Genomic DNA, 19,177 nt, shown 5'->3' with positions numbered 1-19,177 from the left:
CCGGCAACCATCCCAGCGGGAAGGACCGGCGATGACCGCCTACGCAATCGCGCACCTGCGCCCGGCCGACGTCAACGAGGAGATCCTGCAGTACATCGAGACCATTCAGGAGACCATGGACCCGTACGGCGGCCGCTTCCTCGTGCACGGCGCGGAGGTGGAGGTCGTGGAGGGACAGTGGCCGGGCACGGTCGTGCTCCTCGAGTTCCCCGACCGGGCGGAGGCGCGCGCCTGGTACGACTCGCCGGCGTACCGGCGCATTCTGCCGCTGCGGACCGGCACCATCCCGGGCGACGTGATCCTCGTGGACGGTGTGGGCCCGGACTACGACGCCCGCACCACCGCGGCGAGGCTGCGCGCGACCGCGCCCTGAGCTGTGCCACGGTCCCGGCGCGCTACGGCTGTCGCCGGGACCCGTCCGACGACTGAGCGCGGGTCAGCACGTCGCCGGCGCTGACCGCCGCCCCGCGGATCACCTTGCCGGCCACCGGAGCCAGGAAGGCCACCGCGCGCCGCCAGAGCCTGAAGGGTGCCCGGGGGCGGAGGCCGGAGGGTCGTGGGCCAGCCGGTCCAGTCCTGGTGCGGCACCCCCAGCACGGCCGCGAGCTCACGGCCGAGGGTGGTCTTCCCGCTGCCCGGGCCACCGACGACCAGCACCCGCCGGACCGGTCCGGTCACCGCCGCCTCGGCTCAGGCGATCTCAGGGGCCGGCCCCACGGAGTTGAACGCCTCCACGATCTGCTCTCGGGTCAGGGCACCGTCGGCCACCAGCACGGTCAGGTCCCGTTCCACCGGAGCGCCGGGCGTCACGGTGACCGTCTTGTCGAAGGCCAGGGCGGCGCAGACGCCGTTGTAGCCGCCGGCTCCGGTGCGGACGAACCAGCGGTCGTCGCCGCGGAGGCCGCGCAAGACCAGCGTGTACGGCCCCGGGCCGGTGATCGCCACCCACGGCTCGTCGCTGCCGTTGACCGACTCCTCGCCGTCGCGGGACGCCGTGAAGGCGGTGGTCGGACCGGGGGCGGCCCGCCAGAAGAAGCCGCCGTAGCCGGCTCCTCCGGGGCGGCCGTTGGTGGCCGGGCTGCCCAGGGTGACCTGCTGGGTCGCGCTCAGCTCGTACGCGAAGGAGAGCTCCCAGCCCAGCGGGACCGCCCGGGCCGCCACCGTGCGGGTTTCGGTCAGCAGGGTCTCGTCCTGGGTGCCGAGCCAGAGCAGCCGTTCGTTGAAGCCGCCGGCCGACTGCGCCAGCCACTGGGCGTGGATGATCCGGCCGTGGTCGTCGAGCCAGGTGTAGCCCTGGTCGCGCACGTAGGTGCGGCCGCCCCACAGGTTGACGCCGTTGACGTCCTGCATCGCGACCGAGACGCCCAGGTGCCACTGGTGGTCCTCCGGCAGGACATCTGTCACCGGCACGCCGGCCAGCGTGCGCACCGGGTGCAGGTACGGCCGCGGGCCGTTCAGCGGGTCGACCGCCGGCTCCGTCACGTACTCGGCGACATCGACGTCTCCCACTGCCAGGCGCATGCCCCGGACGTTACCTCAGGCCGGGAACAGCAGGTCCAGGTGGGCGTCGAGGGCCTGCAGCGCCCGCTGGGCCGTGTACTGGCCGCCGAGCAGGTAGATGCCCAGCCCCTCCATCAGGGCCAGCAGGCTCGCCGCGGCGCCGACCGGGTCCGGGACCTTCAGCATGCTCGCCACGAAGTCGACCATCCGGGCGGTGTCGTCGTGCAGCTCGGCCGCCGCGGCCGGTCGGACCGCCGTGTACGCCAGGAAGGCCAGCGCCACCCGCCCGTTGTCGCGGCTCTCGTCGTCCAGCGGCAGCAGTGCCTCGATCATCGTGCGCAGCAGCAGCCGTGGTGGCGGGTCGGCGCCCAGCCCGGCCAGCGCCTCGGTGACCTTGCGCTGGCTGCGCTCGCGGACGACCGACAGAGCGAACGTCATCATCTCGTCGCGGCTGCTGAAGTAGTGCTGCACCATCCCGGCCGAGACGCCGGCCCGGGCGGCCACGTGGCGCAGGCTCACCGATTCGAGGCCCTGCTCCGCGGCCACGCGCATCAGGGCGTCGGCGATCAGCCGGCGCCGTTCCTCCGGATCAACCTTCTTGGGCATGGCGCATGGTCGCATGCCCGGCGCCGGTCGCCGGCCGGCAGGCCCGTACGAAGCCGTCGGGGTCGTCGACGTAGATCCGGAGCTCGTCGGCGGGCGCGGACGGGCCCTTGGGCAGGGAGTAGCTCACCGGGTGGCGCAGCCTGATGTCGACGGCGGTCTGGCTGCCGGTCGGCAGGTTGAGCACCGTGCGGTCGCCGTGCGTCTCGACCTGCACCGACTTGCTCGACGGCAACGTGCGGTAGGCCTTGCTGACCGTGTCGACGTCGGCCCACGGCACGGTGACCTCGTGGGCGGCGCCCATCCGCACCCGGATCCCGGCGGGGCCCACGACGTGCGGATTGATCTTCAGACTGGCGAACAGGCCGATCATCCACAGCAGACCCCAGAGGCTGAGCGCCAGCATGATCCAGCGGGCCGGCTCCCAGGGCACCACCTTGCGGATGATCAGGTCGAGGATCGGGATCTCGACCACCGAGAGGCCGATGAAGACGCCGAGGATCGGGGTGACCACGCCCAGGTAGCTGAACGCCTGATCGCCCGGGGCCGGGGTCACCGGCTTGCGGCGGGCCCAGAGATACATGCTGCGCCACATCGCCGCCTCGGTGGTGGCGGCCCGGCGGAGGAGCGGGGGAACCTGCATGGCGCCAGGTTACCGGTTTGACAATACAACTGCAATATAAAAAGATCCGGGAAGAGGCCGGCCCCAGGGCAGGGACCGGCCTCGTCGCGGATCAGAGGTTGATCATGTGGCCGGTCAGGCCGTGGAACGCCTCCTGCAGGGCCTCGCTCAGCGTCGGGTGGGTGTGCACGTTGCGGGCCAGCTCGTTCGCCGTCAGGTCCCACTTCTGGGCCAGCGTCAGCTCCGGCAGCAGCTCCGAGACGTCCGGGCCGATCAGGTGCCCGCCCAGCAGCTCGTTGTACTTGGCGTCGGCGATCAGCTTGACGAAGCCGGTCGGCTCGGCCAGGCCGTGCGCCTTGCCGTTCGCGGTGAACGGGAACGTCGACACCTTCACGTCGTAGCCCTCGTCGCGGGCCTGCTGCTCGGTCAGGCCGAAGCTGGCCACCTGCGGCTGGCAGAACGTGGCCCGCGGCATCATCCGGTAGTCGCCCAGCGTCATCGTCTCCGCCCCGGCGATCGTCTCGGCGGCCACCACGCCCTGGGCCTCGGCGACGTGGGCGAGCTGGAGCTTCGCGGTGACGTCGCCGATCGCGTACAGGTGGGGAATGTTGGTCCGCATGTGGTCGTCGATCTCGATCGCGCCGCGGTCGGTGAGCTTGACCCCGGTGTTCTCCAGGCCGTAGCCCTCGACGCGGGGGGCGAAGCCGACCGACATCATCACCCGGTCGGCCTCGACGGTCTCCTGCTTGCCCTTGGCGGTGTAGGTGACCACGACCGAGGAGCCCTTGTCGGTGACCGTCTCGACCTTGGCCGAGGTCAGGATCGGGATGCCGAGCTTGCGGTACTGCTTGGCGATCTCCTTGGAGACGTCGGCGTCCTCGTTGGGCAGGGCCCGGTCGAGGTACTCGATGATGGTGACGTCCACGCCGTAGTTCTTCAGGACGTAGCCGAACTCCATGCCGATCGCGCCGGCCCCGACGATGACGATCGAGGACGGCAGGTCGCGGTCCATGATCTGGGTCTCGTACGTCACCACGTTGTCGCTCAGCTCGACGCCGGGCAGCAGGCGCACCGTGGAGCCGGTGGCGATGATCGCGTTGTCGAAGGTCAGCGTCTCGGTGCCGCCGGAGCTCAGCGTCACGTCGACGGAGTTGGCGTCGCGGAACACGCCCCGGCCGTCGTACTCCGTGATCTTGTTCTTCTTCATCAGGTAGTGCACGCCCTTGACCCGGCCGTCGGCGACCGTGCGGCTGCGGTCGAAGGCCGCGCCGAAGTCGAAGCTCACGTCCCCGCTCATGCCGAAGGTCTTGGCCTGGGTGTGGAAGATGTGCGCCAGCTCGGCGTTGCGCAGCAGCGCCTTCGACGGGATGCAGCCGACGTTGAGGCAGACGCCGCCCCAGTACTTCTCCTCCACCACCGCGGTCCGCAGGCCGAGCTGGGCGGCGCGGATCGCGGCGACGTAGCCGCCGGGACCCGCGCCGAGGACGATCAGGTCGTAGTGCTCACTCATGGGTCCAAGTATCCCGCAGGGCGGGCTCAGCTGAGCAGGAAGACGGACGCGTCGCCCGTCACCACCACGCCGTTGCGGTGCCGCAGGTAGCGGGTGGGGTCGTCGGCGAGCTGGAGCCGTACGCCGCTGCCCTGCCGGATCCGGCGGAACGCGGTCGGCGCGCCCGCCTCGAGCCGGACCTCGCTGCCGGCGACGCGCACGTGCCGGTCGGGGAAGTCGACCGACTGGATCACCTCGGCGCCGCCGGCCGCGGGCACGAAGCGGAACTGCGTGTCGGCCAGGACGTGGTCCGGCGGGCGGACCAGCAGCGCGGTGTCGGCGTGCTGGACGAAGCGCTTCGGGGCGTCGGCGGGGGAGAGCCGCACGATCGGGCCGCCGGCACCGACCGGTACGCCGAACAGCGGCGTGCCGTCCGGGTGCCAGTACAGGCGCTGGACCCGGGTGTGCCGGTTGGGGTCGTAGAGCGGGTCGCCGGTGATGTCCCGGTAGTCGCGGGCGTGGTAGACCAGCACGTCCGTGACGCCGTCCTCGGCCACCGTGAAGCTGTTGTGCCCGGGGCCGTACCGGTCGGTCTCGGGCCGGGTCACGAAGACCGGGTCCGGGCTCTTGGTCCACGACGATCGGGCCAGCAGGTCGGCGCGGGCGTCCGCGGTGAGCAGGCCCATGCAGTAGCGGGCGTCGGTGGCGCTGGCCGAGAAGGTCATGAAGACCCGGCCGTTGCGGATCAGCACCGCCGGGCCCTCGTTGACCTTGAAGCCCTGGATCTCCCAGCTCTTCGTCGGGGTGGCGATCCGGGTCGGCTTGGTCCTCAGCGCCCAGGGCGAGCTCATCTCGGCGATGTAGAGGCTGGTGTTGACCGCGATCTCCGGCTCGCTCTGCGCCCACACCAGGTAGCGGCGGCCGCGGTGGGCGAACGTGGTGGCGTCCAGCGAGAAGCTGTCCCACTCGGTGGCGATCTGGCCGCGCAGCTGCCAGCCGGCCGGGTCGGTCGGGTCGGCCAGTGCCGACTCGAGCACGTACATCCGGATCCGGAAGACGTCGTCGGAGTCGCCGGCGGCGAAGTAGATGTACCACTTGCCGTCGATGCGGTGCAGCTCCGGTGCCCAGATGTGGCCGCCCATCTTCCCGGTCGCCGGGCGCCGCCAGACCACCGTCTCGGTGGCGGTGGCCAGCCCGGCGATGGTGGTCGCGCCACGCACCACGACCCGGTCGTACTCCGGCACCGAGCCGGTGAAGTAGTACCGGCCGCGGTGGCGCGGGGTGATGAACGGGTCGGCGCGCTGCTCGATGAGCGGGTCGGTGGTGGTCACCCCGTAGATCTGGGCGTCGGTGCGGGCCTTGCGGGCCTGCGCCGGGAAGGCGGCGAGTCCCACGCTGCCGAGCAGGACGGTACGGCGGCTGACGGTGTTCACGAGGACTCCCGGATGCGCAGGAAGGTCACGGAGTTCGGGGCGAAGGTACGGGTGAACGTCGACGAGATGCCGCCGACGGTCGTGGTGACCGGCAGGATCGGCTCGGCCGAGCGGGTGTTCTGCTCCTGCGGGTCGCCGCTGATCACGGTCATCCGGGCCTTCCCGGCGACCTTGCGTCCGCCCAGGTCCACCGTGGTGACCGCCGGGGTGTCCTGCGCGTTGACGACCTTGACGATGAGCTCGCCGGTGGCGTCGTCGCGGGTGACCACCTGGGCGAACGGCTCGGTCACCTGGTCGTCGGTGAAGCTGCCCCACTCTGTCCCGTCGAGAAAGAGCGTGACGTGGGTGCCGCGGACCTCGATGCGGATGTCGTACGTGGTCCCGGTGGTGATCGAGTTGGGCTTGGCCAGCACGATCTCCTTGGACCCGCCGGCGCCCTTCTGGACCGCGCCCTGGGTGTTGTTCCAGCCGCCCAGGTTCCACCAGTAGAGCTCGCCGGAGGGCTGCACTCCGAACGCGACCAGGAAGCCCTCGGCGCCGGCCTGCTTGGTGGCCTTCAGCGTCAGGTCGTAGTCGGTGGCGGTGATGTTGCCCGCCTTGACCAGGGTGTCCTGCGCGGCTGTGTCGGTCTGGCGGTAGGCGCCGTCGACGACCGACCAGGAGCCGCGCGGCTCCACCGGCGTCCACTGCCCGGCGCCGCCGGAGAAGTCGTCGCTGAACAGCGCCGCGCCGTCCGGGGCGGTCACCTTGACGTCGTCGTAGGTGGCGGCGGTGGCCCAGGTGGAGAGGCCGACGGCCCCGGTGATGGGCCTGGGCTGCACCACCTTGCCCGTCGACCGGCTGGGCACCACGCGGTCACCCACGTTGTTCATGAACAGTTTCTGCATCTGGTAGCTGGTCGAGCCCCAGGACTCGTCGTTGTCGAACCAGATCATGTCCGGCTTCCACTGCACGTGGTCGATGTTGGCCAGCAGCGGCGCGTACGAGGCCAGCTTGACCACGTCGGCGTTGCGTTCCAGTCCGGTCATGTACGACGCCTCGGCCAGCGAGTTGAACAGCTTGTTGTCCAGCGACGCGTACTCGCCGAGGAAGACCTTCGGGCCGTTGCGGTCGTACGAGTCGTAGCGCTTGTTGTTGCCCAGGAACCAGGCCGGGCTGTTGTAGTAGTGCTCGTCGACCATGGCTGTCCCGGCGGCCTTGTTCTTGGCCCACAGGTTGTCGAAGGTCGCGCCCTGGTCGTCCGGCCCGGAGTTGCTCACCACGACGATCTGCGGGTACTTCGCGGCGATGGCTTCGCGGAACTTCAGGAAATTGGCGAAGTACTCGTCCGGCAGGTTCTCCTCGTTGCCCACGGCCACGTGGGTCAGGCCGAACGGCTTCGGGTGGCCCATCCGCGCGCGTAGCGCGCCCCATTTCGAGCTGGCCGGGCCGTTGGCGAACTCGATCAGGTCCAGGGCGTCCTGGATGTGGCGTTGCAGCAGCGCCGGGTCGTCGGTCGCCCGGTTCTGCCCGCAGCCGGTGACCAGCGCCGGCAGCACCGGCAGCGGCATCGCCCCGATGTCCTCGGAGAACTGGAAGTACTCGTAGTAGCCCAGCCCGTAGGACTGGTTGTAACCCCAGAAGTTGGCGTTGGTGGCCCGCGTCTCCACCGGCCCGACGGTGTCCTTCCACTGGTACGAGCGCGCCCGCGGGTAGTTCGCCGCCGCGTCGTAGCCGGCCATGCTGCCGGTGTTGACCAGGCAGCCGCCGGGGAAGCGCACGAAGCCGGGACGCAGCGCGGCGATCTTGTCGGCGAGGTCCTTGCGCAGGCCGTTGGGGCGGGCCTTGTAGGTGTCGCGGGGGAACAGCGAGACCATGTCCAGGCGCAGGGTGCCGGTGCCGCCGGCCAGCACGGCCAACCGGCCGGCGTCGGTGGTGCGGGTCGCCCGGACGGTGGCCGGGTAGCGCGTCCACGCGTCGCCGCGGACGGTGAGCGAGACCGGCGCGGCCAGTGGCCGGCCGGCGGTGTCGCGCAGGGTCACCGTCAGCGGCGTGCCGGCGGGGGAGTCGCTGCGGGCCCACACCGAGAAGTCGTACGTGGCCCCGCGGGTCACCGCGAAACCGGTGTTGTAGCCGGAGTTGGTGACGCCGTAGCGCCCGCCGGCCGGGTTGGTCAGCGCCAGCTTGAGGTAGGTGCGGTTGCGTTCGTTGAGCCGGGCCGCGTCGTCGGCGGTGGTCGCCGTGCCCGCGCCGCCGGCCTCCGCGCCGGGCGTCCAGGCGGTCAGCCCGGTGTAGGCGGCGTTGTCGGCCGGGAGGAACTCGAAGGAGCGGTTGCGGACCAACTCGGCGTAGAGGCCGCCGTCCGCCGCGAAGTTGATGTCCTCGAAGAAGACGCCGTACATGGAGTCGGCGATCTCCGGTCCGGTGGCGGTCCGGTCGACGGTGATCGTGTAGTCGGGCGGGACCGCCGGGGCCTGGGCCAGGCCCGGCGCCGCGCCGCCGACGGTGGTGAGCAGCACCGTCACGGTCGCGAGACCGAGGAGCGCACGGTACGGGGACATCTGCGTCCTCCTATGTGAACGTTAACAACGCAGGCCGATTATCATCGACGCATAACACATCGTCAATGCCCTTGTAACCGAACTTGGTGTTATGAGAGCGGGAGTCCGCGAGTCGTCCAGACCTCGCGCAGCACCTCGGGGCGGTCGGTCATGATGCCGTCCACGCCCAGGTCGAGCAGCCGGCCCATCTCGGCCGGATCGTCGATCGTCCAGACGTGCACCTGCAGGCCCAGCCGGTGGGCCCGGGCGATGAACCGCCGGTCCACGATGGGCACCCGGCCGTGGCGGGTGGGGACCTGGGCCGCGACCGCCGAGGCCGGCAGCCGCAGCGGCGTGCCCACCCAGGACGAGAGCCGCAGCCGCGCCACCTCGCCCCGGCCCAGCGAGGTCGCCACCCGCGGGCCGGCCAGCGCCCGCACCCGGGCCAGCCGCGCGTCGCTGAACGAGGCGAGCAGCACCTGGTCGGTGGCGTCGCCGCGCCGGATCACGTCGACCGTCGGCGCGGTCGCGGTATCGGCCTTGACGTCGATGTTGAACCGGATCCCCGGCCAGGCGGCCAGCACCTCGTCGAGGCGGGGCACCACACCCGCCCCGCCGACCCGCAGCGTCGCCAGGTCGGCCCAGCGCAGGTCGGCCACCCGGCCCGCGGTGCCGGTGAGCCGGTCCAGCGAAGCGTCGTGGAAGACCACCGGCACGCCGTCCGCCGTGGCGTGCACGTCGGTCTCGACGTACCGGAAGCCCAGGGCGACCGCGCGGGCGAACGCCTCCGCCGTGTTCTCGTCGCCGGCGGCGGCCCCGCCGCGATGGGCGAACGCCAGCGGGGCGGGGGAGTCCAGGAAGGGCAGGCGGGCCCCTACAGACACGCGTCGTCCAGCTCGGCCAGCAGTGTGTCGCCGCTCTCCAGCAGCTCGAACCAGGCCGTGGTGCGGGGCAGCTCGTGAGTGAAGAAGTAGCGGGCGGCGAGGCGCTTGCCGTCGTAGAACGCGCCCTCCCGGCCGGTCGCGGCGCTCGCCTGCTCCAGCCACATCCACGCGATGACGAGATGACCGGCGGCGTTCAGGTAGGCGGTGGAGTTGGCCAGGGCGCGTTCCGCGTCGCCGTCCGACCAGAGCTTGCCGGTGACCTCGACCAGCCGCTCACACCCGGCCTCCAGCAGGCGGGCATAGTCGGCGAGCTCGGCCGGCGCCCGCCCGGCGGCCTCGCGGATCGTGCGCGCCAGCAGCTTGAGGCCGGCCCCGTCGCGCATGACCACCTTGCGGCCCAGCAGGTCCAGGCCCTGGATGCCGTCGGTGCCCTCGTGGATCGGGTTGAGCCGGTTGTCGCGGTAGAACTGCTCGACCGGATACTCCCGGGTGTAGCCGTAGCCGCCGTGCACCTGGATGGCGTGGTCGTTGGCCAGCAGGCACCACTGCGACGGCCACGCCTTGACGATCGGCGTCAGCACGTCCAGCAGCAGCTGCGCCTCGGCCGCCGCCGCCGGGTCACCGGTCTCCTGCTCGTCGACGAGCTTGGCCGCGTACAGGACCAGGGCCAGGCCGCCCTCGACGTAGGTCTTGGACGCCAGCAGCATCCGGCGCACGTCCGGGTGCCGGATGATCGGCACCGGCGGGGCGACAGGATCCTTGCCGGCCACCGGGCGGCCCTGCAGGCGCTCGCGGGCGTACGCCAGCGCGTGCAGATAGCCCGTGTAGCCCAGCGCCACCGCGCCGGCGCCCACGCCGATCCGCGCCTCGTTCATCATCTGGAACATGTAGGCCAGTCCGCGGCCCTCCTCGCCGACCAGGTACGCCTCGCTGTCGGTGAACGACAGCACCGCGTTGGTCGTGCCCCGGAAGCCCATCTTGTGGTTGAGCCCGGCCAGCTCCACGCCGTTGCGCGCGCCCACCCGGCCGTCGTCGCCGACCAGGTGCTTTCCCACGATGAACAGCGACAGGCCCTTCACTCCGGCCGGCGCCCCGGCGACCCGGGCCAGCACCAGGTGCACGATCGTCTCGCTCAGCTCGTGATCGCCGCCGGAGATCCACATCTTGCTGCCGGTGACCCGGTAGCTCCCGTCACCGGCCGGCACCGCGCGGGTGGTGACGTCGCTCAGCGTGGAGCCGGCCTGGGGCTCGGACAGGCACATCGTGCCGGTGAAGCGGCCTTCCAGCATGGGCTCCACGAACCGGGCGACGTGCTCGGGCGCGGCGTGGGTGAGCAGCAGGTTGGCGTTCGCCATGGTGAGCAGCGGGTACGCCGACGTGGCGATGTTGGCCGCCTGGAACCAGGCGAAGCAGGCCCGGGCCACCACGTGCGGCAGCTGCAGGCCGCCGACCGCCTCGTCCATCGACCCGGCCAGCAGCCCCGAGTCGTTGAACGCGGCCAGCGCGGCCTTGACCTCCGGGATGATGTGCACCCGCTCGCCGTCGAAGCGCGGCTCCTCGGCGTCGTTGCGCCGGTTGTGGGGGGCGAACTCACGCTCGGCGATCTGCGCGGAGACCTCCAGGAAGGCGTCGAACGTCTCGCGGGAGTGCTCGGCGAAACGTGGCCGGGAGGTCAGCCCGGCCACGTCGAGCCACTCGTAGAGCAGGAACTCGAGGTCGCGCTGCGAGAGGATACTGGACGCCATCAGCCCACCCTAGCGTCCGGCGTTCAGCCGGCCCGGCGGCCGTTGTCGACGTGCGCCACGAAGTCCAGCACGGCGGCGGCGAGCGCTTCGGGGGCTTCCTGCGCCACGAAATGACCGACGCCCTCGAGGCGTACGGCGGTGAGCTCGCCCGCGCTCACCTGGCGGAAGGTCTGCTCGGTGACCGGTGCGCCGGCCGCGTCGACGGTGAGGACCGGCACGGTCAGCGGGTGGGCCTCGGCCAGGGCCCGGGTGCGGCCCGCGTCGGCGAAGACGGCCTGGTAGAGACCGGCCGTGCCGCGCCAGCCGCCGGGGCGCGCGTACGAGCGGGTGAACTCGTCGATGTCGGCCTCGGTGACGGCGCCCTCGACCGCGGTCATCAGGGGGTAGGCCCAGTCGGCCAGCAGCTGCCGTTCGTGGCCGGGCAGGAGCATCTCCGGGACGCCCGGGGCGGCGAGGAAGCCGACGTGCCAGGAGCCGCCGTGGTTGACGTCGGCGAGACTCTCCAGCCCGTAGCCGGCCAGGGTGGACTCGACCGCGGTGAGGCTCAGGACCTCGCCGGGATGCGTGGCGGCGAAGCGGAACGCGATGCCGCCGCTGATGTCCTGGCCCAGGACGTGGACCGGCCCCACGCCGAGCTGCCCGGTCAGGTGGTGCAGGTCGTCGGCCGAGGTGGCGTCGTCGTAGTCGCCGTCGGCGGTGCCCGAGTCACCGAACCCGCGCAGGTCGACCGCGAAGACCCGGTGGCTGGTGGCCAGCAGCGGGATCAGCTTGTGGAAAGCCCACCACGTCTCCGGCCAGCCGTGCACGAGCAGGATCGGTGAGCCGGTGGTCCCGGCCGAGACATAGTGCAGCCGGGTGCCGTTGACGTCTACGACATGGTGGGTGACGCCGGGGACGGTGGCTCCGGCAGGCGTGACGACGGGCACGGGTGGCTCCTCAGATAGACAGCCTGGGTGTCGATTAAGATAGACACCCAGGCTGTCTTTGTCAAAGGCTCTTATAGGCTGCCCGCATGTCCCGCTCCGGAGCCGACCTCGCCCTGCTCCTGCTCGGCGGATTCCGTGACCTGGCCGACCGCGCGACGGCCGAGCTCGCCGCGCGGGGCTACCGGGACGTCCGGCCGGTGCACGACTTCGCGTTGCGGGCGATCCTGGCCGGCGCGGACAGCGCCTCCGAACTCGGCCGGCGGATGTCGGTCGCCAAGCAGTCCGCCGCGAAGACGATCGCCGGGCTGGAGGAGCGGGAGTTCGTGCGGCGCGAGCCCGACCCGGCCGACCGGCGGCGGATGCGCCTGTCGGTCACCGAGCACGGGCTCGCGATGCTGCGCGAGGGAGAGGCGATCTTCGACGAGATGCGCGAGCAGTGGGAACGGCAGGTGGGGGCGGACTCCGTCAAGGCGCTCGAGGAGACCTTGGGCCGCTTGCTCGCCGACAACACCGTCCGGCTGGACACGCCCGGCTGGCTGATGCGGGATCTGTCCGGCGAAAGCTGATCCGCGGTCAGCCGCAGCGCCTGCCGCTGTTGACGCAGGCGGCGATCTTGCTCATCTGCCGGTCGGTGTTGACGTTGACGAAGTCGTTGTGGTCCGAGAAGGGGTTGTGGTTCTCCTCGGGGAACGAGTCGAGCGCGTACTGGCCCTTCTCCTGCACGGCGCGCGGGATGTCGTAGGAGATGCTGATCCGCAGCTGCGGGATCGCCCGGAAGCCCTGCGGGCAGGTGCCGGCCCGGTCGGCGAAGGCCAGGTGGGCGCGGTGGTTGTCGCTGTCGATGTCCTTGCCGTTCCAGCACCCGGGGAAGTCCTGCACGCGCATCACCTTGCTGCCGGCCGGGCAGATCGGGTACTTGTCCGACAGCCGGTCGGTGACGCCCGAGCAGGTCCAGGTGGCGCGGGCGTTGGCCGGGCCACGGCTGGTGGGCTTGGCGTCCCCGGTCAGCGCCCGCAGGAAGCGCGGCATCGCGGTGACCTTGCCGGTGGCGTTGCCGCGATACTCGATCAGCACGGCGGCGGGGCGGACGATGGCGCCGGTGTTGCCGGGCAGTTCCAGGTTCGGGCCGCTCGGCGCCGCAAGTTCCTTGCCGCCACCCGCGGCCGGGGGCTGCTTGCCGCCACCCGCGGCCGGGGGCTGCTTGTCGCCGCCCGCGGCCGGGGGCGCGGCGTCCTGTCCCTTGCCGGCGGTGCAGGCGGCGAGCTTGTCCAATCCTGCCGGCCGGGCGGCGCGGCGGCTGATGGCGATGACGATCCGGTCGATCGTCGCGGTGCGCTTGGCCTGCAGAGCGCTCAGCACGCCACCGTCGCCGGGGGCCTGGACCAGGCGCTCGTTCGCCTGGGCGATCTGCCGGTCCAGCTCGGCCAGGTTACGGTCGACCTCCGCGAGAGCCTGATCGGGTACGGCCGGGAGCTTGTCGCGCACCGACGGGCACCGCACGTTCGGGTTGGCGACGCTGCGCGTGGCCGCGGTGCTGTGCCCGGCGTGCAGGCCGTCGTAGCTCACCTCGCACTCCACCAGCGACACCAGGCGCCCCGACCGGCCGTTCAGCAGAGCGCTGAGCTTCTTGAGCGTCCGAGCCCGTTCCGCCCGCAGCAGCTCGATGACCGAGTTGTTGAAGCCGGCGTCGATCTGCCCGCGGCTCGCGGCGATCCGGTCGTTGGCCGCGGCCAGGCTCCGGTCCAGCTTGGCGAGCTGCCGGTCGACCGCCGCCCGGGAGCGGGCCGGGACGGCGGGAAGCTTGTCGCGGACCTGGGGGCACGAGACCGTCGGCACGGTGGTGGGCAGCGCCGCCGCGGTATCGGCCCGGACCGCCTTGTCGATGCGGACGACCGGCCAGAAGTACGAGGACCTGTCACCGTTGCGGCACGTCGTACCGGCGGCGGCCAGGGCCTCGTCCGGGGTGTCGGCGGTGATCGCCTGGTTGCCCACGAAGTCGTGCACGTGCTCGGCGCCGTTCTTGATGCCCGGCTGGGCCACCGGGTTGTCCGGGCTGAACTTGCCGTTGCCGTTGGTGCCGCAGTCCACGGTGAAGGTGCCGGTGGCGGCCCCCCGCCGTGGCTCGGGCGTCACGACGTTCGGCGCCACCCGGGCGATCGGCACGTAGTCGGCGAGGCTGGTCTCCGCCGAGGCCTCGCCCTTGCCGCCGCTGGTCACGAAGTAGCCCGTGGCTCCCGCGGTCACGATCAGTGTGGCGGCGACGGCGACCAGCCGTGCCGGACCGGTCCTGCTGCTGACCCTCATGGTGATTTCCCTCCGGACGCGGCGGGCCGGGTGGCCCGCTGCGCCGGTGGATACGCCCGGAGGATCGACGCCGATCGGTTCACGGAGGTGGCGTCACCGGTCGGTAAGATCCAGTCGCCGTGTGTCTCGAGGCGGTGGCGCTGTGTGTCAGTCGCGGGGCGGGCGGGTGCTGTCGCGGACTATGAGCTCGGTGGCCAGCTCGATCCGGGGCGCCTGGATCTCCTCGCCGCGGGCCAGCCGCAGGATGCTGCGGGCGGCGAGCCCGCCCATCTCGGCGAGCGGCTGCCGCACCGTGGTGAGCGGCGGCGACGCCCAGCGCGCCTCGGGCAGGTCGTCGAAGCCCACCACGCTCAGGTCATCCGGCACCCGGAGGCCGCGCTGGCGGGCGGCCTCGTGCACGCCCAGCGCCATCGTGTCGCTGGAGGCGAAGATCGCGGTCGGCGGGTCGGCCATGGCCAGCAGGGACGCGCCGCCGGCGAAGCCCGAGTCGTAGAGGAAGTCGCCCTGGCGGATCAGACCCTCGTCCGGGGTCAGGCCGGCGGCCTCCAGGCCCGCGCGGTAGCCGTCCAGCCGGGCCCGGCTGCACAGCAGGTTCTTCGGGCCGGCGACGAAACCGACCCGGCGGTGACCCAGCTGCACGAGGTGCTGGGTCGCCGACAGGCCGCCGGCCCAGTTGGTCGCGCCGATCGTCGGCACGTCGACCATGGCGCCGCCCGCCGGGTCGATCACCACGACCGGGATGTTGAGCCGCTGGAGCTCCGCGTAGACCGGCGTGCTCACGTCAGAAGTAACGAAAATCACGCCGTCGGAGGCCCGGGCGTAGAGGTTCTGCAGCCATTGCCGGGTCGCGGTGCTGCGGCGGTGCACCGCCGAGACGACCGTGCCGACCCCGGAGGTGTGCATGACGTCCTCGACGCCCCGGATGAGCTCGACCGCCCACGGGCTGTCCAGGTCGTTGAAGACCAGGTCGACCAGAGCCGCCTTGCCGGCCTGCTGGCGGGAGGCCCGCCGCCGGTATCCGTGCTGCTTGAGCAGGTTCTCCACGGTCTCGCGGGTCTGCGGCGACACGTCGGCGCGGCCGTTGAGCACCCGGGAGACCGTGGGTACCGAGACCCCGGCTTCGCGGGCGATCGCGGCGATGGTCACGCGGGCCACTGGCGTCTCCTCGTAAGTTTCGGATGCAGTTTTCGGAAGTATTCCACAGTCCCCGGCGGAAAACATGAAACGAATTAACCTCCGCCGATATCGATCGCCCTCGGTCTCCCTCCGGTCGTCACCCCAACGGATGATCTCCGTACCTTTTATGGCCTTTCAGACGATTTTCTGAGTCGTTCGCCGGGTCGGCGCTCGCGTCCTTTGGGCGCGGGCGCCGTTAGCTTGCGTTGTGCGTAATAACCGAAATGGCCGAAAATCCCTAGTACGCCGGCTGGCCCTCGTCGGCGTCTCCACCGTCGTCGTCGCCGTGGGCGGCGCCGCCTTCGCCGAGGTCGTATCGGGCAAACCGACGCCGTCGCCGTCGTTCAACGGCCCGGTGTACGCGCTGGCCCACCGCGGTGACGTGGTCTACGTCGGCGGCAACTTCACCGGCGCCCTGGTCGCCGGCAAGACCGTGGCGCGGCAACGGCTCGCCGCCTACGACGCGCGGACCGGTGCCCTGCTGGCCTGGAACCCGGGCGCCGACGCGACCGTGCGGGCCCTGGCCGTCGACGGCACCACCGTCTACGCCGCCGGCGACTTCGACAAGGTCGCCGGCATGGCCCGCGACGCCGTCGCCGGGGTCGACGCGAGCACCGGCAAGCCGACCCCGCTCAAGCACACCGTGCTGGGCCAGCCCAACGCCCTCGCGGTCGGTAACGGCCGGCTCTACGTGGCCGGCCGGCTCACCGCCGTCGACGGCTCCCCGCGGACCAACCTGGCGGCGTTCTCGCTGGCCACCGGCGCGCTCGACGGCTGGGCGCCGACCACCGACAGCACCGTGAACGCCCTGGCCGTCTACGGCAACCGGGTCTACCTCGGCGGCGGCTTCCACAAGACCAACGGTGTCAGCTCCACGCTGCGGCTCACGGCGGTCGACGGCACCACCGCGGCGCTGGACAAGAGCTTCCTGCCCAAGCCGGTCTCGCAGGTCTTCGCGCTGACCGCCGACGCCGACGGCGTGTACGCCGCGCTCGGGGGCCAGGGCGGCCGGGCGGTCGCGTACACCTTCGGCGGCGCCGCCCGCTGGACCCGGGTCTTCGACGGCGACGCGCAGGCGATCGCCACCCTCGACGGCACCACGTACGTCGGCGGGCACTTCGACAAGGCCTGCACGACGACCAACAACGGCGTCAAGGGCGTGTGCACCGACGGTTCCGTGCCGCGGGTCAAGCTCGCCGCCGTGGACGGCGCCGGCAACCTGACCGAGTGGGCGCCGCAGGCCAACGGGGTGGTGGGGGTGCGGACGCTGGCCGCGAACCCGGCCCTGGGCCTGCTCAGCATCGGTGGTGACTTCACCACGGTGGCCGGCTCCGCGCAGAAGCGGTACGCCGCCTTCGGGGGCCCGAACTCGCCCGAGGCGGTGCCGGTCGCGCCGGCGTCGCCGTACGTGGCGTCGTACAACTTCGACTCCACCGTCACCGACGGCACCTTCGACGACGGCTCCGGCAACGGTCACCTGCTCAAGGCCCTGGCGGTCAACCGCGGCGAGGTCAAGACCGTCCCGCACGGCGCCGGACAGGGCATCGCCTTCCCGGCCAAGTGCGCGGGCACCGCGTGCCCCCGGGTCGTGCTGCAGGCCACCGACGTGCCGGACCTGAACCCCGGCGCCAAGGACCTGCGGTACGGCGCCAACGTGCTGCTGTCGCCGGCCGAGACCTCGTCAGGCGAGAACATCATGCAGAAGGGCTACTCCACCGCCGGCGGCCAGTACAAGCTCCAGGTCGACGGCGTCTCCGGCAAGCCCAGCTGCGTGATGAGCGACAAGACCGACCCGGCCATCCACGTCGCCAAGAGCCAGACCTCGGTCGCGGACGGCGACTGGCACACCATCGAGTGCCGGCGGACCGGCACCACGCTCAGCATCCTGGTCGACGACCAGGACGGCGGCAGCGCGACGGTGCCGGCGACGCTCGAGGTCGTCACCCCGCAACCGCTGAGCATCGGCGGCAAGGGCACGGGCGTGAACAACGACCAGTTCCACGGCAGCCTCGACGACGTCTGGATCAGCGTCGGCTGACAGCAGCTCCGGCAGGCACGGCGGGTCACACCGCCGTGCCTGCCACCGGCAGGGTGTGGCTCGGCCCCGGGCGGGCTGCCCATACTCGGTGCCATGGACGCGAAACGACAGCTCGGCGAGTTCCTGCAGACCCGCCGTTCGCAGCTGCGGCCGCAGGACGTGGGGCTGAGCACGTACGGCGACCGGCGCCGCGTGCCGGGTCTGCGCCGCGAGGAACTGGCGCTGCTGGCCGGGGTCAGCGCGTCCTACTATTCCCGGCTGGAGCAGGGCCAGTCGTCCAACGCCTCACCGGAGGTGCTGGACGCGATCGCCCGGGCCCTGCGCCTCGACGACGCCGAACGCAGCCACCTGCGGGAGCTGGCCGCCGGGACCCGCGGCGGCACCACGCGACGCCGGCCCGCCCCGGAACGGGTCACGCCCGCGGTCCGGCAACTGGTGACCGCGCTCGGCGACGTACCGGTGGTGGTGCTGGGCCGGCACAGTGACGTGCTCGCCTGGAACGCTGCCGGGCACGCCTTGTTCGCCGGGCACCTCGACATGGCCGCCCCCGACAGCCGGCAGCGGCCCAACATGGCCCGGCTGGTCTTCCTCGACGAGCACACCCGCGAGCTGTACGCCGACTGGCCGGCCAAGTCCCGCGCCGTGGTGGCGACGCTGCGGATGGCCTCCGGCTGTTTCCCGGACGACCCGGCGTTCGCCGGGCTGGTCGGCGAGCTGTCGATGAAGAGCCCGCGGTTCGCCGCGATGTGGGCCGACCACCGGGTCAAGGCCCTCGGCGACGCGGTCTACGAGATGCGTCACCCGCTGGTGGGCCTCCTGACCGTCACCCAGCAGACCCTGCGCACGGAACACGCCCAGGTCCTGGTGGTCGCCACGACCGAGCCGGGGTCGCCGTCCGAGGCGGCGCTCACGTTGCTGGTGCACAGCACGGCGACCAGCGGCGCCGTGCCGGCCGAGCGGGCCGTCACCGACTGACCTTTCTTCTTTCCCCTGGTGCTCCGACGACGAGCGCCGGACCCCGTACGCCCTCAACCCCTCTGGAGCGACCATGCAAGAGATCAAACTCGGCGACGTCACCGTGACCCGCGTCGAGGAGATGCACGGGCCGATCATGGCGCCGGGCGCCTTCTTCCCGGACCTGCCGGCGGACGCCTGGCAGCAGCACCGCGACCTGCTCGTCCCCGATCACCTCGGGGCCGGCGACGACCTGGTGCACGCGGCCATGCAGACCTGGCTGCTGCGCAGCGAGGGCCGCACGATCCTGGTCGACACCGGCGTGGGCAACGACAAGACCCGCCCGTCGGTGCCGATGTGGGACCACCTGGACCGGGACTTCCTGGACCGGCTCGCGGCGGCCGGGGTCCGCCCGGAGGACGTCGACCTGGTCGTGAACACCCACCTGCACGCGGACCACGTCGGCTGGAACACCCGGCTGGTGGACGGGCACTGGGTGCCGACGTTCCCGAACGCCACGTACCTGATGCCGCGAGCGGACTTCCAGCCCGCGACGGCGGGCGACGCCTTCCAGGACAGTGTCGTCCCGATCCACGAGTCCGGACAGGCCCTGTTCTGGCAGGACACGCACGTGATCGACGCGAACCTGCGGCTGGAGGCGGCGCCGGGGCACACTCCCGGCTCCGCGGTGCTCAAGCTGAGCTCGGGTGACGACCGGGCGCTGTTCGCCGGGGACCTGCTGCACTCGCCGTTGCAGCTGCTGCACCCGGAGCACAACAGCTGCTTCTGCGAGGACCCGGCGGCGGCCCGGGCCAGCCGCCGCCGGCTGCTGGGATGGGCGGCGGACGCCGGTGCACTGGTGCTGCCGGCGCACTTCAGCGGCCACAGCGCCTTCGAGGTGAGCCACCGCGGCGGCGCGTTCGCCGTCAAGCAGTGGGCGGCCTTCCCTCGCTACTGACGGGCTGCGGAGTCGCGCAAGTCGCG

General features: G+C 71.8%; 16 protein-coding genes. 5 read left to right on the top strand and 11 right to left on the bottom strand.

Annotated features, from left to right (window positions below):
• The first annotated feature begins 31 nt into the window (after positions 1–31).
• The gene (locus tag ACWEOZ_RS16955; RefSeq protein ID WP_451911609.1) at positions 32–373 is read left to right on the top strand and encodes a DUF1330 domain-containing protein; all 342 of its coding nucleotides are present in this window, start codon (positions 32–34) and stop codon (positions 371–373) included.
• A 317-nt stretch (positions 374–690) separates the two neighbouring features.
• Here ACWEOZ_RS16955 and ACWEOZ_RS16950 read toward each other — a convergent pair whose 3' ends face one another.
• The 9 genes from ACWEOZ_RS16950 to ACWEOZ_RS16910 all read right to left on the bottom strand — a co-directional run bounded on the left by ACWEOZ_RS16950 (position 691) and on the right by ACWEOZ_RS16910 (position 11,721).
• On the bottom strand, positions 691–1,521 hold the full coding sequence (locus ACWEOZ_RS16950; protein ID WP_451911608.1) for a DUF6807 domain-containing protein: 831 nt from the start codon (positions 1,519–1,521) through the stop codon (positions 691–693).
• A 15-nt stretch (positions 1,522–1,536) separates the two neighbouring features.
• Positions 1,537–2,106, bottom strand: a complete 570-nt coding sequence (locus ACWEOZ_RS16945) for a TetR/AcrR family transcriptional regulator (protein WP_451911607.1) — start codon at positions 2,104–2,106, stop codon at positions 1,537–1,539.
• Positions 2,090–2,746, bottom strand: a complete 657-nt coding sequence (locus ACWEOZ_RS16940; protein WP_451911606.1) for a PH domain-containing protein — start codon at positions 2,744–2,746, stop codon at positions 2,090–2,092. The genes ACWEOZ_RS16945 and ACWEOZ_RS16940 overlap by 17 nt, the downstream gene beginning before the upstream one ends.
• A gap of 91 nt (positions 2,747–2,837) precedes the next feature.
• A complete protein-coding gene (gene lpdA, locus ACWEOZ_RS16935; protein WP_451911605.1) occupies positions 2,838–4,235 on the bottom strand; it encodes a dihydrolipoyl dehydrogenase in 1,398 nt (465 codons plus the stop codon).
• A 26-nt stretch (positions 4,236–4,261) separates the two neighbouring features.
• A complete protein-coding gene (locus ACWEOZ_RS16930) occupies positions 4,262–5,647 on the bottom strand; it encodes a family 43 glycosylhydrolase (RefSeq protein WP_451911604.1) in 1,386 nt (461 codons plus the stop codon).
• Positions 5,644–8,187: an alpha-L-arabinofuranosidase C-terminal domain-containing protein gene (locus ACWEOZ_RS16925; RefSeq protein WP_451911603.1), complete on the bottom strand. Its 2,544-nt coding sequence runs from the start codon at positions 8,185–8,187 to the stop codon at positions 5,644–5,646. The genes ACWEOZ_RS16930 and ACWEOZ_RS16925 overlap by 4 nt, the downstream gene beginning before the upstream one ends.
• Before the next feature lie 89 nt (positions 8,188–8,276).
• Positions 8,277–9,050: a glycerophosphodiester phosphodiesterase gene (locus ACWEOZ_RS16920; RefSeq protein WP_451911602.1), complete on the bottom strand. Its 774-nt coding sequence runs from the start codon at positions 9,048–9,050 to the stop codon at positions 8,277–8,279.
• Complete coding sequence (locus ACWEOZ_RS16915; protein WP_451911601.1) at positions 9,041–10,795, bottom strand: acyl-CoA dehydrogenase; 1,755 nt, start codon at positions 10,793–10,795, stop codon at positions 9,041–9,043. Before ACWEOZ_RS16915 ends, ACWEOZ_RS16920 begins: the two co-directional genes overlap by 10 nt.
• Before the next feature lie 23 nt (positions 10,796–10,818).
• A complete protein-coding gene (locus ACWEOZ_RS16910) occupies positions 10,819–11,721 on the bottom strand; it encodes an alpha/beta fold hydrolase (protein ID WP_451911600.1) in 903 nt (300 codons plus the stop codon).
• Positions 11,722–11,807: 86 nt separating this feature from the next.
• Between ACWEOZ_RS16910 and ACWEOZ_RS16905 the strand changes: the two genes are divergently transcribed.
• The gene (locus ACWEOZ_RS16905) at positions 11,808–12,287 is read left to right on the top strand and encodes a MarR family winged helix-turn-helix transcriptional regulator (protein ID WP_451911599.1); all 480 of its coding nucleotides are present in this window, start codon (positions 11,808–11,810) and stop codon (positions 12,285–12,287) included.
• A 7-nt stretch (positions 12,288–12,294) separates the two neighbouring features.
• On the opposite strand, the gene ACWEOZ_RS16900 is transcribed toward ACWEOZ_RS16905, so the two are convergent.
• Positions 12,295–14,025: a DUF1996 domain-containing protein gene (locus ACWEOZ_RS16900; RefSeq protein ID WP_451911598.1), complete on the bottom strand. Its 1,731-nt coding sequence runs from the start codon at positions 14,023–14,025 to the stop codon at positions 12,295–12,297.
• Positions 14,026–14,172: 147 nt separating this feature from the next.
• Positions 14,173–15,180, bottom strand: coding sequence for a LacI family DNA-binding transcriptional regulator (locus tag ACWEOZ_RS16895; RefSeq protein ID WP_360543478.1), 1,008 nt, complete (start codon positions 15,178–15,180; stop codon positions 14,173–14,175).
• Between the two features lie 229 nt (positions 15,181–15,409).
• Between ACWEOZ_RS16895 and ACWEOZ_RS16890 the strand changes: the two genes are divergently transcribed.
• From ACWEOZ_RS16890 to ACWEOZ_RS16880, 3 genes are all read left to right on the top strand, one after another.
• A complete protein-coding gene (locus ACWEOZ_RS16890) occupies positions 15,410–17,239 on the top strand; it encodes a LamG domain-containing protein (protein WP_451911597.1) in 1,830 nt (609 codons plus the stop codon).
• Between the two features lie 93 nt (positions 17,240–17,332).
• Positions 17,333–18,214, top strand: a complete 882-nt coding sequence (locus ACWEOZ_RS16885) for a helix-turn-helix domain-containing protein (RefSeq protein WP_451911596.1) — start codon at positions 17,333–17,335, stop codon at positions 18,212–18,214.
• Between the two features lie 73 nt (positions 18,215–18,287).
• Positions 18,288–19,151, top strand: coding sequence for an MBL fold metallo-hydrolase (locus tag ACWEOZ_RS16880; protein ID WP_451911595.1), 864 nt, complete (start codon positions 18,288–18,290; stop codon positions 19,149–19,151).
• Positions 19,152–19,177 lie beyond the last annotated feature (26 nt).

This window comes from Actinoplanes sp. NPDC004185 (assembly GCF_053603475.1).
Note: the sequence above shows the minus strand (reverse complement) of the source record. Positions and strands in the feature narration are given on the sequence as shown.

Bases quoted from the DNA above. Each gene is read 5' to 3' on its own strand.
- ACWEOZ_RS16900 (WP_451911598.1), bottom strand. From the start codon at position 14,025: ATGAGGGTCAGCAGCAGGACCGGTCCGGCACGGCTGGTCGCCGTCGCC.
- ACWEOZ_RS16955 (WP_451911609.1), top strand. From the start codon at position 32: ATGACCGCCTACGCAATCGCGCACCTGCGCCCGGCCGACGTCAACGAG.
- ACWEOZ_RS16905 (WP_451911599.1), top strand. From the start codon at position 11,808: ATGTCCCGCTCCGGAGCCGACCTCGCCCTGCTCCTGCTCGGCGGATTC.
- ACWEOZ_RS16925 (WP_451911603.1), bottom strand. From the start codon at position 8,187: ATGTCCCCGTACCGTGCGCTCCTCGGTCTCGCGACCGTGACGGTGCTG.
- lpdA (WP_451911605.1), bottom strand. From the start codon at position 4,235: ATGAGTGAGCACTACGACCTGATCGTCCTCGGCGCGGGTCCCGGCGGC.
- ACWEOZ_RS16950 (WP_451911608.1), bottom strand. From the start codon at position 1,521: ATGCGCCTGGCAGTGGGAGACGTCGATGTCGCCGAGTACGTGACGGAG.
- ACWEOZ_RS16885 (WP_451911596.1), top strand. From the start codon at position 17,333: ATGGACGCGAAACGACAGCTCGGCGAGTTCCTGCAGACCCGCCGTTCG.
- ACWEOZ_RS16915 (WP_451911601.1), bottom strand. From the start codon at position 10,795: ATGGCGTCCAGTATCCTCTCGCAGCGCGACCTCGAGTTCCTGCTCTAC.
- ACWEOZ_RS16945 (WP_451911607.1), bottom strand. From the start codon at position 2,106: ATGCCCAAGAAGGTTGATCCGGAGGAACGGCGCCGGCTGATCGCCGAC.
- ACWEOZ_RS16940 (WP_451911606.1), bottom strand. From the start codon at position 2,746: ATGCAGGTTCCCCCGCTCCTCCGCCGGGCCGCCACCACCGAGGCGGCG.
- ACWEOZ_RS16880 (WP_451911595.1), top strand. From the start codon at position 18,288: ATGCAAGAGATCAAACTCGGCGACGTCACCGTGACCCGCGTCGAGGAG.